The 14,857-nt window shown below is 54.7% G+C and carries 12 protein-coding genes; 8 read left to right on the top strand and 4 right to left on the bottom strand.

Annotated features, from left to right (window positions below; translation table 11 throughout):
* Positions 1-2: 2 nt before the first annotated feature.
* Positions 3-2,144: a phosphate acetyltransferase gene (gene pta, locus QRD42_RS18360; protein ID WP_072569217.1), complete on the bottom strand. Its 2,142-nt coding sequence runs from the start codon at positions 2,142-2,144 to the stop codon at positions 3-5.
* A 78-nt stretch (positions 2,145-2,222) separates the two neighbouring features.
* A complete protein-coding gene (gene ackA, locus QRD42_RS18355) occupies positions 2,223-3,425 on the bottom strand; it encodes an acetate kinase (RefSeq protein ID WP_318377281.1) in 1,203 nt (400 codons plus the stop codon).
* A gap of 338 nt (positions 3,426-3,763) precedes the next feature.
* Here ackA and yfbV point away from each other — a divergent pair, with 338 nt between their 5' ends.
* From yfbV to QRD42_RS18335, 4 genes are all read left to right on the top strand, one after another.
* Entirely contained in the window at positions 3,764-4,219 is a 456-nt protein-coding gene (yfbV, locus tag QRD42_RS18350; protein ID WP_072569215.1) for a terminus macrodomain insulation protein YfbV, read from the top strand.
* Between the two features lie 81 nt (positions 4,220-4,300).
* Complete coding sequence (locus tag QRD42_RS18345) at positions 4,301-4,795, top strand: YfbU family protein (protein ID WP_072569214.1); 495 nt, start codon at positions 4,301-4,303, stop codon at positions 4,793-4,795.
* A 4-nt stretch (positions 4,796-4,799) separates the two neighbouring features.
* Positions 4,800-5,465 (top strand): sugar phosphatase, encoded by a 666-nt coding sequence (locus QRD42_RS18340; RefSeq protein ID WP_318377283.1) that lies wholly within the window; start codon positions 4,800-4,802, stop codon positions 5,463-5,465.
* Positions 5,466-5,541: 76 nt separating this feature from the next.
* Entirely contained in the window at positions 5,542-7,374 is a 1,833-nt protein-coding gene (locus tag QRD42_RS18335; RefSeq protein ID WP_318362817.1) for an SLC13 family permease, read from the top strand.
* A 103-nt stretch (positions 7,375-7,477) separates the two neighbouring features.
* Here the strand turns inward: QRD42_RS18335 and yfbR are convergent, their stop codons facing one another.
* Positions 7,478-8,077, bottom strand: coding sequence for a 5'-deoxynucleotidase (gene yfbR, locus QRD42_RS18330; protein ID WP_072569211.1), 600 nt, complete (start codon positions 8,075-8,077; stop codon positions 7,478-7,480).
* 80 nt (positions 8,078-8,157) lie between these two features.
* The gene (gene alaA, locus QRD42_RS18325; protein WP_318362818.1) at positions 8,158-9,372 is read right to left on the bottom strand and encodes an alanine transaminase AlaA; all 1,215 of its coding nucleotides are present in this window, start codon (positions 9,370-9,372) and stop codon (positions 8,158-8,160) included.
* An 891-nt stretch (positions 9,373-10,263) separates the two neighbouring features.
* Between alaA and lrhA the strand changes: the two genes are divergently transcribed.
* From lrhA to nuoC, 4 genes are all read left to right on the top strand, one after another.
* A complete protein-coding gene (lrhA, locus tag QRD42_RS18320; RefSeq protein WP_072569209.1) occupies positions 10,264-11,202 on the top strand; it encodes a transcriptional regulator LrhA in 939 nt (312 codons plus the stop codon).
* 629 nt (positions 11,203-11,831) lie between these two features.
* Positions 11,832-12,275: an NADH-quinone oxidoreductase subunit NuoA gene (gene nuoA / locus QRD42_RS18315; protein ID WP_072569207.1), complete on the top strand. Its 444-nt coding sequence runs from the start codon at positions 11,832-11,834 to the stop codon at positions 12,273-12,275.
* 15 nt (positions 12,276-12,290) lie between these two features.
* Positions 12,291-12,965 (top strand): NADH-quinone oxidoreductase subunit NuoB, encoded by a 675-nt coding sequence (gene nuoB / locus QRD42_RS18310; protein WP_072569206.1) that lies wholly within the window; start codon positions 12,291-12,293, stop codon positions 12,963-12,965.
* Between the two features lie 88 nt (positions 12,966-13,053).
* Complete coding sequence (gene nuoC, locus QRD42_RS18305; protein ID WP_099458775.1) at positions 13,054-14,856, top strand: NADH-quinone oxidoreductase subunit C/D; 1,803 nt, start codon at positions 13,054-13,056, stop codon at positions 14,854-14,856.
* Position 14,857 lies beyond the last annotated feature (1 nt).

The following is a 14,857-nucleotide window of genomic DNA, read 5'->3' as shown; positions in this document are numbered from 1 at the left end:
TATTACTGCTGCTGCGAAGACTGGATCGCCGTCAGGGCGATGGTGTAGACAATATCGTCCACCAGCGCGCCACGGGACAGGTCGTTCACCGGCTTACGCATACCCTGCAGCATCGGCCCGATGGAGATCAGGTCGGCAGAGCGCTGTACCGCTTTATAAGTGGTGTTACCGGTATTCAGATCCGGGAAGATGAACACGGTAGCACGACCGGCAACCGGCGAGTTCGGCGCTTTGGATTTTGCCACGTCAGCCATTACCGCAGCGTCATACTGCAGCGGGCCGTCGATGACCAGATCCGGGCGTTTTTCCTGGGCGATACGGGTCGCTTCGCGCACTTTCTCTACATCGCTACCGGCACCAGAGTTACCCGTGGAGTAGGAGAGCATTGCCACGCGCGGCTCGATACCGAATGCCACGGCGGAATCCGCAGACTGGATGGCGATTTCTGCCAGCTGTTCAGCGGTCGGATCCGGGTTGATCGCGCAGTCACCGTAAACATAAACCTGTTCCGGCAGCAGCATGAAGAACACGGAAGACACCAGCGAGCTACCCGGCGCGGTTTTGATCAGCTGTAACGGCGGACGGATGGTGTTCGCGGTGGTGTGAACCGCACCGGAAACCAGACCGTCAACTTCGTCCTGTTCCAGCATCAGCGTACCCAGTACCACGTTGTCTTCCAGCTGTTCGCGGGCAACGGCTTCGGTCATGCCTTTGTTCTTACGCAGCTCAACCAGACGGGCTACGTAGCTTTCACGCACCACTTCCGGATCGACGATTTCGATGCCAGCGCCCAGCTCAACGCCCTGGGATGCCGCCACGCGGTTGATTTCGTCCGGGTTACCCAGCAGCACACAGGTGGCGATGCCGCGCTCTGCGCAGATGGCAGCCGCTTTTACGGTACGCGGCTCGTCGCCTTCCGGCAGCACAACGCGTTTGCCAGCCTGACGGGCCAGCTCGGTCAGCTGATAGCGGAACGCTGGCGGAGAGAGACGACGGCTACGCTCGGAGGTGGCGGTCAGGGACTCGATCCAGTCAGCATTGATGTAGCTGGCAACGTATTCCTGAACTTTCTCGATACGCTGGTGGTCATCAGCCGGCACTTCGAGGTTGAAGCTTTGCAGGCTCAGGGAAGTCTGCCAGGTGTTGGTGTTCACCATGAATACCGGCAGGCCGGTGGCGAAAGCACGTTCACACAGTTTGGCGACGCGGGCGTCCATTTCATAAGCGCCGGTCAGCAGGATAGCGCCGATTTCCACGCCGTTCATCGCGGCGAGGCAGGCGGCCACCAGCACGTCAGGACGGTCTGCGGACGTCACCAGCAGGGAGCCCGGACGGAAATGTTCCAGCATGTGCGGAATGCTGCGCGCGCAGAAAGTCACGGACTTCACGCGGCGGGTGTTGATGTCGCCTTCGTTAACGATGGTAGCGTTCAGGTGACGCGCCATATCGATGGCACGGGTGGCGATCAGATCGAAGCTCCACGGCACTGCGCCCAGCACCGGCAGCGCGCTGGAGTGTTGCAGCTGGGTCGGATCGATATTGCTGACCTGCGCTTTGGAAGAGTCGTCGAAAATCTCGGACAGATCCGGGCGGGTACGGCCCTGCTCGTCAACCGGGGCATTCAGCTTGTTAACGATAACGCCGGTAATATTGGCGTTTTTCGCGCCGCCGAAGCTGCTGCGGGTCAGTTCGATACGCTCTTTGATCTGCTCAGCCGTATCGGTGCCCTGGGACATGACGAACACGATTTCGGCATTCAGGGTTTTGGCGATTTCATAGTTCAGCGACTGGGCGAACTGATGCTTGCGCGTCGGCACCAGGCCTTCGACCAGCACCACTTCCGCGTCTTTCGCGCTTTCGTGGTAGCGGGCGATGATCTCTTCCATCAGCACATCTTTCTGGTTGCTGGAGAGCAGAGATTCCACGTGGCTCATTTTCAGCGGTTCCGCAGCCGGCAGGCCGGAGTTCGCGCGCACGATGGTGGTGGTCTGGTCAGGGGCATCGCCGCCAGCGCGCGGCTGGGCGATAGGTTTGAACACGCTCAGACGAACGCCTTTGCGTTCCATTGCACGGATCACACCGAGGCTGACGCTGGTCAGGCCGACGCTGGTTCCGGTAGGGATGAGCATAATAATACGGGACACGATTTATCCTCTTTCGTTACCGCCGCTGCGGGCGGAAGATAAAACAGCACCGCCAGCGTTGGCTGGCGGTGTGGTGAATCAGGCAGTCAGACGGTTAGCGTCTTGTGCGATGACCAGCTCTTCGTTGGTCGGGATAACCATCGCCGGGGTGGTGCCTTCTTTGTTGATGAAACCGGATTTGCCGAAGCGGGCAGCCAGGTTACGTTCATGATCAACATCGAAGCCCAGAACGCCCAGTTTGCCCAGGGACAGTTCACGCACCATTGCGGCGTTTTCACCGATACCGCCGGTGAAGACAACGGCGTCCAGACGGCCGTCCATCAGCGCAGTGTAAGAGCCGATGTATTTCGCCAGACGGTGGCAGTAAACGTCCATTGCACGTTTAGCGTCCGCTTTTTCTGCGTAGTTGTCTTCAACATAACGGCAGTCGCTGGTGACTTCGGTCAGACCCAGCAGGCCGGACTGTTTGGTCAGCATGGTGTTGATGTCATCAACGCTCATGCCCAGGTTATCGTGCAGGAAGAAGATAATCGCCGGATCCAGGTCACCGGTACGGGTGCCCATCACCAGGCCTTCCAGCGGGGTCAGACCCATGGAAGTATCGACACACTCACCGTTACGGATAGCGGAAACAGAGCCGCCGTTGCCCAGGTGGCAGGTGATGATATTTACTTCTTCTACCGGCTTGTTCAGCATTTTGGCCGCTTCTTGCGTCACGAAGTAGTGGCTGGTGCCGTGGAAACCGTAACGACGTACGCCGTGCTCTTTGTACAGGTTGTACGGCAGGGCATAGAGGTAAGACTCTTCGGGCATGGTCTGATGGAACGCGGTGTCGAACACAGCCACGTTTTTGTCTTTCAGATGCGGGAAGGATTTCAGTGCTTCGGTAATGCCGATCAGATGAGCCGGGTTATGCAGCGGTGCGAACGGCGCGGCGTCTTTGATACCCTGGATCACGGACTCGTCGATGATTACGGAACTGGTGAATTTTTCACCGCCGTGGACGATACGGTGACCAATCGCGGTCAGCTGCGCAGACAGTTCTGGTTTTTGTGCCAGAATAGTGTTAACGATAAAGTTCAGCGCTTCACTGTGAGCGGCACCTGCACCTAAAGCCGCTTCTTGTTTATTGCCGTCCATTTTCCATTTCAGGCGGGCTTCAGGAAGATGGAAACATTCGGCTAAACCAGAAAGGTACTCTTCACCGTTTACAGCATCGATAATTGCGAATTTCAGTGAGGAGCTACCGCAGTTCAGAACCAGTACTAACTTACTCGACATGGAAGTACCTATTATTGATACGTGGCTAAAAAAACGTCAGTGAGTCTCACAGCGTAGCGTATGATGACGCTGACATTTATGATTAACATCATGCTCAGTTAACTTTTTGGCACGATGAAAGGGAATACAGATAATTTTATGCCATTTTGTACAAATTTCAGGCAGTGGCATAATATTCATTAAATTGACGATGTTTGATTCGTCGTCTATGGCCAAATCAGGCTGAAACAGGATACCTGATAGCAGCGTGGTATGACAAAATATTTTGAACGTTGTCCCGAGCAGTTGTTGTTTTGCACAAATTTTTTAATTTTTATATGTGAAGTTGAGGTAACGCCATGTCTGCACCTGAAGATCGCCATGTGAGCTTTTTCAGCCTGTTTCGTCGGGGACAGCATTATGCGAAAACCTGGCCCATGGAAAAGAGCCTCGCTCCGCTTTTTGTTGAAAACCGCACGATCCGCGTTACGCGCTACGCCATTCGCTTTATGCCGCCCCTCGCGGTATTCACCCTTTGCTGGCAGATCGCCCTTGGCGGTCAACTTGGTCCGGCGGTGGCCACCGCGCTTTTTGCGCTGAGCCTGCCGATGCAGGGCCTGTGGTGGCTGGGCAAGCGTTCGGTCACGCCATTACCGCCCTCCATTCTGCAATGGTTTTATGAAGTGCGGGGCAAACTCCAGGAGGCCGGGCAGGCGCTGGCTCCTGTTGAAGGCAAACCCGATTATCAGGCGCTGGCTGACACGCTTAAGCGCGCCTTCAAACAACTGGATAAAACTTTCCTGGATGATTTGTAATTCGACCATGATTACGCATATAAAGAAGGCACATAATTTATGTGCCTCTTTTTTTTGCCGTGAAGTAATGAGGAGTAACGAATGGAAATGACCAACGCCCAACGCCTGATCCTGTCGAATCAGTACAAAATGATGACCATGCTGGATCCCAATAATGCCGAGCGTTATCGCCGTCTGCAAACCATCGTGGAACGCGGCTTTGGCCTGCAAATGCGCGAACTGGATCGTGAATTCGGCGAGCTGTCGGAAGAGACCTGCCGGGTGGTGATCGACATCATGGAGATGTATCACGCGTTGCACGTATCCTGGACCAACCTGAAAGACGCGCAGACTATCGACGAGCGCCGGGTCACTTTCCTCGGCTTCGATGCGGCGACAGAATCCCGTTACCTCAGCTATGTCCGCTTTATGGTGAACACCGAAGGGCGTTACACCGATTTCGATGCCGGTACGCATGGCTTCAACGCGCAAACCCCGATGTGGGAAAAATACCAGCGTATGCTGGGCGCATGGCATGCCTGCCCGCGTCAGTACCATCTGAGCGCCAACGAAATTAACCAGATTATTAACGCCTGAGGACCTGCCTGTGCTGTGTAAAGGATTTTTGTTTGACCTGGATGGCACGCTGGTGGACTCGCTGCCAGCCGTTGAGCGGGCGTGGTGTAACTGGGCGGACCGTTTTGGCATCGCGCATGACGAGGTGCTGAATTTCATCCACGGCAAACAGGCCATCACCTCGCTGCGTCACTTTATGAAAGGGCGCAGTGAAGAGGAGATCGCCGCGGAATTCACTCGTCTGGAAGGCATCGAAGCCAGCGATACCACTGGTATCATCGCGCTGCCGGGGGCGGTGGCGCTGCTGACACATCTCGACGCGCTGGACATTCCCTGGGCGATCGTGACGTCCGGATCGATGCCGGTCGCCCGTGCGCGGCATCAGGCCGCCGGTTTACCCTCGCCGAAAGTATTTGTCACCGCCGAACAGGTGAAACGCGGCAAACCGGAGCCGGACGCCTATCTGCTGGGAGCGGAGCTGCTCGGCCTGCCAGCGGAAAACTGTGTGGTGGTGGAAGATGCCTCCGCCGGGATCCTCTCCGGGCTGGCGGCGGGCTGCCATGTCATTTCCGTTAACGCCCCGGAAAACTCACCGCGTCTTGATGAAGTGGATTTTGCGCTGCAAAGCCTGGAGGCGCTGGTCATCACCCGGCGGCCGGACGGTGAGGTAGAAGTACAAATTAACGCCTGATCCCATGATTTAGCCCCGTTCCGACGGGGCTTTTTTATGGCACAATAATTACCCTCTCAACGAATAAGGATATAGGGTGAACGGGGAATTAATTTGGGTTCTGTGCCTTCTGGGCGTGGCCATTGTACTTTTCGCTACCGGCAAGGTGCGCATGGATGCCGTCGCACTGCTGGTGATTATCGCCTTCGTACTCAGTGGAACCTTAACGCTCAGCGAAGCCTTTTCCGGCTTCAGCGATCCTAACGTCATTCTTATCGCTGCGCTCTTTGTGATGGGCGACGGTCTGGTACGTACCGGCGTCGCCACCAGTATGGGCGCATGGCTGGTTAAGGTGGCGGGCAGCAGCGAAACCAGAATGCTGGTGATGCTGATGATCACCGTTGCGGGCCTCGGCGCCTTCATGAGCTCAACCGGCGTGGTCGCCATATTTATTCCCGTCGTGCTCAGCGTCTCCATGCGCATGAAAATCTCGCCGTCGCGGTTGATGATGCCGCTCAGCTTTGCCGGGCTTATCAGCGGCATGATGACGCTGGTCGCCACGCCGCCTAACCTGGTGGTGAACAGCGAATTGTTGCGCGAGGGGCTGGCGGGCTTTAACTTTTTCAGCGTCACGCCGCTGGGGCTGGCGATCCTCGGGCTTGGCATCCTGTACATGCTGATAATGCGCTTTGCGCTGAAAGGCGAGCAGCCGGAGCATCAGCGCGACGGCTGGAAGCGCCGCACCTTTCGCGACTTAATCAAAGAGTATCGCCTGACCGGGCGCGCACGGCGTCTGGCGATCCGCCCCGGCTCGCCGATGATCGGCCAGCGGCTGGACGATCTGAAACTGCGCGAGCGTTACGGCGCGAACGTCATCGGCGTCGAGCGCTGGCGGCATTTTCGCCGCGTGATGGTCAACGTTAACGGCGTGTCGGAATTCCGTGCCCGCGACGTGCTGCTGATCGATATGTCGGCGGCGGATGTCGATTTGCGTGAGTTTTGCAGCGAGCAGCAGCTGGAGCCGATGATCCTGCGCGGCGAGTATTTTTCCGACCAGGCGCTGGATGTGGGCATGGCGGAAGTGTCGCTGATCCCCAATTCCGAGCTTATCGGTAAAACGGTACGTGAAATCGGCTTTCGCAGTCGTTACGGCCTGAACGTGGTAGGTATCAAGCGCGACGGCAGCGCTCTTGAGGGGGCCATCGTCGATGAGCCGCTGGCGCTGGGGGATATTTTTCTGGTGATCGGCAACTGGAAGCTGATTTCCGCGCTGGGGCAGAAGGGCCGCGATTTTGTGGTGCTGAATATGCCGGTGGAGGAGAGCGATGCCTCCCCCGCGCACAGCCAGGCGCCCCACGCCATTTTTTGTCTGGTGCTGATGATCGCCCTGATGCTGACCGATGAGATCCCCAATCCCATCGCGGCCATTATCGCCTGTCTGCTGATGGGCAAGTTCCGCTGTATCGACGCGGAAAGCGCCTGGAAAGCCATTCACTGGCCGAGCATTATTCTTATCGTCGGCATGATGCCCTTTGCGCTGGCGCTGCAAAAGACCGGCGGCGTGGATCTGGCAGTAAAAGGGCTGATGCAGTTCGGCGGTGGCTACGGGCCGCACATGATGCTGCTTTGTCTGTTTGTCCTCTGCGCCACCATTGGCCTGTTTATCTCCAATACCGCCACGGCGGTACTGATGGCGCCTATTGCGCTGGCGACCGCCAAATCCATGGAATTATCGCCATACCCCTTCGCCATGATGGTGGCGATGGCGGCCTCTGCCGCCTTTATGACGCCGGTCTCCTCGCCGGTAAATACCCTGGTGCTGGGGCCGGGCAATTATAAGTTCAGCGATTTTGTGAAGATCGGCGTGCCTTTCACGCTGATCGTGATGGTGGTATGCGTGGTGTTGATCCCGGTGTTGTTCCCGTTTTGAGGTATGTGGGGATATTTTGCCGGGTGGCGACTGCGTCTTACCCGGCCTGGGATTTGGTGTGAAATCGTAGGCCCGGCAAGCGCAGCGCCGCCGGGCAGGGCGGTCAGAGTGGAGAATCCTGGCTGATCTCATCCAGCGACAGCTGAAAACTCGGCACAAACACTGCCATAAAATAATCCATCTCCTCGCTGCGTCGCGCGGCGAGGGTTTTTTCCAGCCGCGACTTCGCCAGCAAAAATTCATTATTTCCGGCAGACAGCTCTTCCAGGCATTTCAGGTAGGCACACAGGGCATCCGCCTGTTTGACGATCAGCTTTTCGTCTTCGCTGTACTGGTGCTCGTCAATGAGCGGCGCAAAAATATCCCGCAGCTCTTCCGGCACCATATCCACCAGCTTCTGCTGGGCGATTTTCTCAATCGCTTTGTATTCCTGGGCGATCTGCGTATTGAAATATTTTACCGGGGTAGGGAGATCGCCGGTCAGCACTTCCGAGGCGTCGTGATACATCGCCAGCAGCGCTATACGCTCGGCATTGACGTTGCCGTTAAACTTGCGGTTTTTGATCGCCGCCAGCGCATGGGCAACCATCGCCACCTGCAAACTGTGCTCAGAGACGTTTTCCGTGCGCACATTGCGCATCAGCGGCCAGCGATTGATTAATTTAAGACGGGAAAGATGGGCGAAGAAATGACTTTGACTCATGGGTAACCTGCCGGTGGCAACAACGTAAAGCCATTGTGCCCGCAGAGCGGGGGAAGATGCAAACTTCCCCCTTGCGCATGTTACTGGCGATAACCCGACAGGAAGCGACCAAAACGGGTGATGGACATTTCCAGATCGTCAAGACGCGGCAGCGTCACGATGCGCACATGATCCGGCCACGGCCAGTTAAACGCCGTTCCCTGCACCAGCAGCACCTTTTCCTGCAACAGGAAATCGAGCACCATTTTCTGGTCATCATGAATATTGAAGCGTTTCGCATCAATTTTCGGGAACATATAGAGCGCGCCTTTCGGCTTGGTGCAGGAGACGCCAGGAATATCGTTGATCAGCTCCCATGCGCGGTTGCGCTGCTCGTACAGGCGTCCGCCCGGCACGATAAACTCGCTGATGCTCTGATAACCACCCAGCGCGGTCTGAATGGCGTGCTGCGCCGGAACGTTGGCGCACAGGCGCATCGACGCCAGCATCTCCAGCCCTTCGATATAACCTTTAGCGTGTTTTTTCGGGCCGTTCAGTACCATCCAGCCCTGACGGAAGCCCGCCACGCGGTAGGTTTTGGACAGGCCGTTAAAGGTGATGGTCAGCAGATCCGGCGCCAGCGGCGCAATGGAGTGGTGTTCTGCCTCGTCATAAAGAATTTTGTCGTAGATCTCATCGGCGAAGATGATCAGGTTATGCTGACGGGCGATCTCGACGATCTCCAGCAGCAGCTCTTTTGAATAAACCGCGCCGGTCGGGTTGTTCGGATTAATGATCACGATGCCGCGGGTACGGGGCGTGATTTTCGCGCGAATATCGTCAAGATCCGGGAACCAGTCGGAAGACTCGTCGCAAATATAGTGCACGGCTTTACCGCTGGAGAGCGCGACGGCGGCGGTCCATAATGGGTAGTCCGGCGCGGGCACCAGCATTTCATCACCGCTGTTCAGCAGCGCCTGCATGGACTGCACGATAAGTTCAGACACGCCGTTGCCGATATAAATATCTTCCACAGTGACGTCGCGCATGCCGCGTGCCTGATAGTGCTGCATGATCGCTTTACGGGCGGAATACAATCCCTTGGAATCGCAATATCCCTGGGCGGTCGGGAGATTACGAATAACATCAACAAGGATCTCGTCCGGCGCTTCAAAGCCAAAAGGCGCGGGGTTACCGATATTGAGCTTAAGAACTTTATTGCCTTCTTCTTCGAGGCGTTTTGCTTCTTTAAGCACCGGGCCACGAATGTCGTAACAGACGTTATCTAACTTGCTGGATTTTTCGATGGGTGACATGAACCTTTGACCTTTTAGCTGTTATTGGCCACTCCCTGCCGTGGAAGTCAGCACGGAATAATGTACTCCGCCGGGTGGCAGTTTAGAAGGCTTTACAGAAGAAGATTTTGCGGCCTTTTGTCAGTCGCTGGCAGAGGTTAACGCTGCGCGGGGGAGTGGTTGTCCAGTTAAAATTCCTGTTTAATTTGCAGTGAAAGCGCTTGATCTTGCCTTAAAGGAAATCGCGGGAGTTTTAGTCTGATATTCGTTGAGGTCGTTATATCAGCGTGTTTGCGGCATGAACTGGATGAGACGGAATCAAAACCGTGCGCCCGCTATTGTTCAGCAGTATTAATGAATTCTCAATTTATCAATTAATATTTATTTAATATTATGATTGAAAAATCAGGGTGACGGTAAATATCAATAAGTCTAAGCTACGTCTCCGGTCTTCGATAGCATGAGAACATTCCCAATAACACTTATGAAAATAAGGTTTTTGCGGTAAGATGCCTGTAACAAATGCCGGATACGTATGGCTTTTTTTGGTTGTCATATTTATTACAAAATTCAATTCATTGTTATTACAGGATTTTATTTTGTAATCGATAATAAAAACGTTGGGGTTCAGGTATTGCGGTACCCGCGTGAAAACGCAAACGAATGTAAACTGAGATAAAGATTTTACCGGTAAACGTTTGTTTACTTATATCAATGCTAACCCGAGCAGTCGAAAATAAGACCATAAGCGGGATTTGCCAGATAAGCCCGCAAAATAGATGCCCTAACCTGCGTCAAATCCACCCTGGACCATGACGTTGCTGGATGCATGTTTTAAATGGAATTACTTCTTTCTTACGAATACAGCAAATACCGGGCGGCTCATCGAGGGCGACCTGGGAGTGAAAAAATATGATAAATGCAAATCGTCCGATACTAAATCTCGACCTCGATCTGCTGAGAACTTTTGTTGCGGTTGCCGATCTTAACACTTTCGCAGCGGCAGCGGCGGCAGTTTGCCGCACACAGTCAGCGGTCAGTCAGCAAATGCAACGCCTTGAGCAACTGGTGGGGAAAGAGCTGTTTGCCCGTCATGGTCGCAACAAACTGTTGACTGAGCATGGCATCCAGTTGCTGGGCTATGCGCGAAAAATCCTGCGCTTTAATGATGAAGCCTGCACCTCGTTGATGTTCAGTAATATCCAGGGCGTGTTGACCATCGGCGCGTCTGACGAATCCGCAGATACCATACTGCCGTTTTTGTTAAATCGCATTAGCACGGTCTATCCGAAAATTGCTCTGGATGTGCGCGTTAAACGCACGCCCTATATTCTGGAGATGCTGGAAAGTAATGAAGTGGATCTGGTGGTCAGCACCCACCGGCCTGCGCAATTCGAATCCCTGACCCTGCGCCGTTCGCCAACCCACTGGTACTGCGCCGCGGAATACGTTCTGCAAAAAGGGGAGTCGCTGCCGCTGGTGCTGCTGGAGGATCCGAGCGTACTGCGCGATACGGTTATTCACACGCTGAATGCGGCAGATATTCCCTGGCGCATGGCGTATGTGGCCTCAACCCTTGCGGCAGTCAAAGCCGCGGTGAAAGCCGGACTGGGGGTCACTGCCCGGCCGGTAGAAATGATGAGTCCGGATCTGCGCGTGCTTGGCCCGGCCGACGGTCTGCCGCCGCTGGCCGACACGGAATACGTACTCTGCCATAACCCGCAGGCAGAGAGCGAACTGGCGCAGGTTGTCTTCCAGGCGATGGAAAATTATCACACGCCCTGGCAGTACAGCACCGTTACTCCGCAAGAGGGAGGGGATCCCTTTATTGTCGAGCAGGATCTTGAGTAACAACTGTGCTGTAAACTCGTAACAAAATGTAATTACGCAAAACAAACCAATGGCGGCAATAATGCCGCCTTTGGTTTGAAAACCTCACTATCCCATCAGTTTTAATCTTAAATCATCATTTATATCTATATATATCATTATGTTAATGATTGGCGTTTTGCTATATCCCTGCCCGTAATGGTCTTATTCATAGCTGCTGTTCATGTTAAAAAACGAGTTGGTTTGTTGCTGTTTTTTTGGGTGAATTAACAAAAGCGTGTCACAGATCAAGAAAATACTCCCATTTAGGGGGAGGAATCCTGGGGAAATCCTGTCAAAATAAGAGGGTAATTTTTGTTTAACCTCACAACGGACACGATTCAACAGGGTAAAAATGCTCCCGGCGTTTTACCACTGGCGAATAAAAAGGCATTAAATGTTAATGAAATGTCTTGGATGTAAACTAATGTGAGGTAACTTTTGTTAAAGTTGACAAAAGGTTATAGAAAGGAGTAAAAAACCACATCATTTTACTGTCTACGGCACTACTCGCAGTAAATGTATGGTTTTTTTTGTTCCTCCCTTAAATCGATGTGGCGTTCATCTGCCAGCAAGAGCAGAGGTTTCAGCGCTACTTTTTGAGTTAAGCAATGCGTATGTCAACATCCACTGAAGTTATCGCTCATCACTGGGCATTCGCTATCTTTCTTATTGTTGCTATAGGCCTGTGCTGCCTGATGTTGGTAGGCGGCTGGTTCTTGGGCGGTAGAGCCCGCGCCAGGCATAAGAACACGCCGTTTGAATCGGGTATCGATTCCGTCGGCACGGCTCGCCTGCGCTTGTCTGCCAAGTTCTATCTGGTAGCCATGTTCTTCGTCATCTTCGACGTGGAAGCGCTCTATCTCTACGCATGGTCAACCTCTATCCGTGAAAGCGGTTGGGTCGGCTTTGTCGAGGCCGCAATTTTCATTTTAGTGCTACTGGCGGGTTTGGTTTATCTGGTGCGTATTGGCGCGCTGGACTGGACACCTGTGCGTTCGCGTCGCGAGCGTATGAACCCTGAAATCACCGGTAACACTAACCGTCAAGGCTAACCGCGAGGCAATAAGATGGATTACACGCTCACCCGCATAGATCCTAACGGTGAGAACGACCGTTACCCCCTGCAAAAACAGGAGATCGTAACAGACCCCCTGGAGCAGGAAGTGAACCGTAGCGTGTTCATGGGCAAGCTCGAAAATGTCCTGCACGATATGGTCAACTGGGGCCGCAAAAACTCAATCTGGCCTTATAACTTTGGCCTGTCCTGCTGCTACGTAGAAATGGTGACCTCCTTTACGGCGGTGCACGACGTGGCGCGTTTCGGCGCTGAAGTATTGCGTGCGTCCCCGCGTCAGGCTGACCTGATGGTTATCGCCGGCACACCTTTCACCAAAATGGCCCCGGTCATTCAGCGTCTTTATGACCAGATGCTTGAGCCAAAATGGGTGATCTCCATGGGTGCCTGCGCCAACTCCGGCGGCATGTACGACATTTACTCCGTGGTGCAGGGCGTTGACAAATTCCTCCCGGTGGATGTGTACATCCCTGGCTGTCCGCCGCGCCCGGAAGCGTATATGCAGGCACTGATGCTGTTGCAGGAATCGATTGGTAAAGAACGTCGTCCGCTCTCCTGGGTGGTTGGCGATCAGGGCGTTTATCGCGCCAACATGCAGTCAGAGCGCGAGCGCAAACGCGGTGAACGCATTGCTGTAACCAATCTGCGTTCTCCTGACGAGATTTAATTTGCGCCTGCGGGCTGTGGAGAAACCCTTCGCATATCAAAACAAATAGCGCGAAGCCACGCCCGACAGTCACCACGGACCATTTGCAATGGTGAACACTATGACCGACTTAACCGCGCAAGACGCCGCATGGCAGACCAGGGACCATCTCGATGACCCGATCATCGGCGAACTGCGCAACCGTTTTGGGCCGGATGCCTTTACCGTTCAGGCGACCCGCACCGGGGTACCCGTTGTCTGGGTGAAGCGTGAACAATTGCTGGAAGTTGGCGATTTCTTAAAGAAAGTGCCGAAACCGTACGTCATGCTGTTCGATTTACACGGCATGGACGAACGTCTGCGCACCCACCGTGACGGGTTACCCGCCGCGGATTTTTCCGTTTTCTATCACCTGATTTCCTTCGATCGCAACCGCGATATCATGCTGAAGGTGGCGCTGTCAGAAAACGATCTGAATGTGCCGACCTTCACCAAACTTTTCCCGAACGCCAACTGGTATGAGCGTGAAACCTGGGAAATGTTCGGTATCAATATCGAAGGCCACCCGCACCTGACGCGCATCATGATGCCGCAGACCTGGACCGGCCATCCGCTGCGTAAAGACTACCCGGCGCGCGCCACCGAATTCGATCCATTTGAGCTGACCAAAGCCAAACAGGATCTGGAGATGGAAGCGCTGACCTTCAAGCCGGAAGACTGGGGCATGAAACGCGGTACCGATAACGAGGACTTTATGTTCCTCAACCTCGGTCCGAACCACCCGTCTGCGCACGGTGCTTTCCGTATCATCCTGCAGCTCGACGGCGAAGAGATCGTCGATTGCGTTCCGGATATCGGCTATCACCACCGCGGCGCGGAAAAAATGGGCGAGCGCCAGTCCTGGCACAGCTACATTCCGTATACCGACCGTATCGAATACCTCGGCGGCTGCGTTAACGAAATGCCGTACGTGCTGGCGGTTGAAAAACTGGCGGGCATTAAAGTGCCTGAGCGCGTCGATGTGATCCGCGTAATGCTCTCTGAGCTGTTCCGCATCAACAGCCACCTGCTGTACATCTCGACCTTTATTCAGGACGTGGGCGCGATGACGCCGGTCTTCTTCGCCTTTACCGATCGTCAGAAAATCTACGATCTGGTGGAAGCGATCACCGGCTTCCGTATGCACCCGGCCTGGTTCCGCATTGGCGGCGTCGCGCACGATCTGCCGCGCGGCTGGGATCGCCTGCTGCGTGAATTCCTCGACTGGATGCCGAAGCGTCTGGCTTCCTATGAGAAAGCCGCGCTGCGTAACAGCATTCTGAAAGGCCGCTCCCAGGGCGTGGCCGCTTACGGCGCGAAAGAAGCGCTGGAGTGGGGCACCACCGGCGCGGGCCTGCGTGCGACCGGCATCAACTTCGACGTGCGTAAGGCGCGTCCGTACTCCGGTTATGAGAACTTCGACTTTGAAGTGCCGGTAGGCGGCGGGGTAAGCGACAGCTATACCCGCGTAATGCTGAAAGTTGAAGAGCTGCGCCAGAGTCTGCGCATCCTTGAGCAGTGCCTCAATAACATGCCGGAAGGCCCGTTCAAAGCGGATCACCCGCTGACCACGCCGCCGCCGAAAGAGCGCACGCTGCAACATATCGAAACCCTGATTACTCACTTCCTGCAGGTTTCCTGGGGTCCGGTCATGCCGGCCAACGAATCCTTCCAGATGATTGAAGCAACCAAGGGTATTAACAGTTACTACCTGACCAGCGACGGCAGCACCATGAGCTACCGCACCCGTGTGCGTACGCCAAGCTTCCCGCATTTGCAGCAGATCCCGTCGGCGATCCGCGGCAGCCTGGTATCCGACCTTATCGTCTATCTGGGTAGTATCGATTTTGTTATGTCAGATGTGGACCGCTAAT

This window comes from Enterobacter sp. PGRG2, from assembly GCF_030291195.1.
Taxonomy (GTDB): domain Bacteria; phylum Pseudomonadota; class Gammaproteobacteria; order Enterobacterales; family Enterobacteriaceae; genus Enterobacter_D.
Note: the sequence above shows the minus strand (reverse complement) of the source record. Positions and strands in the feature narration are given on the sequence as shown.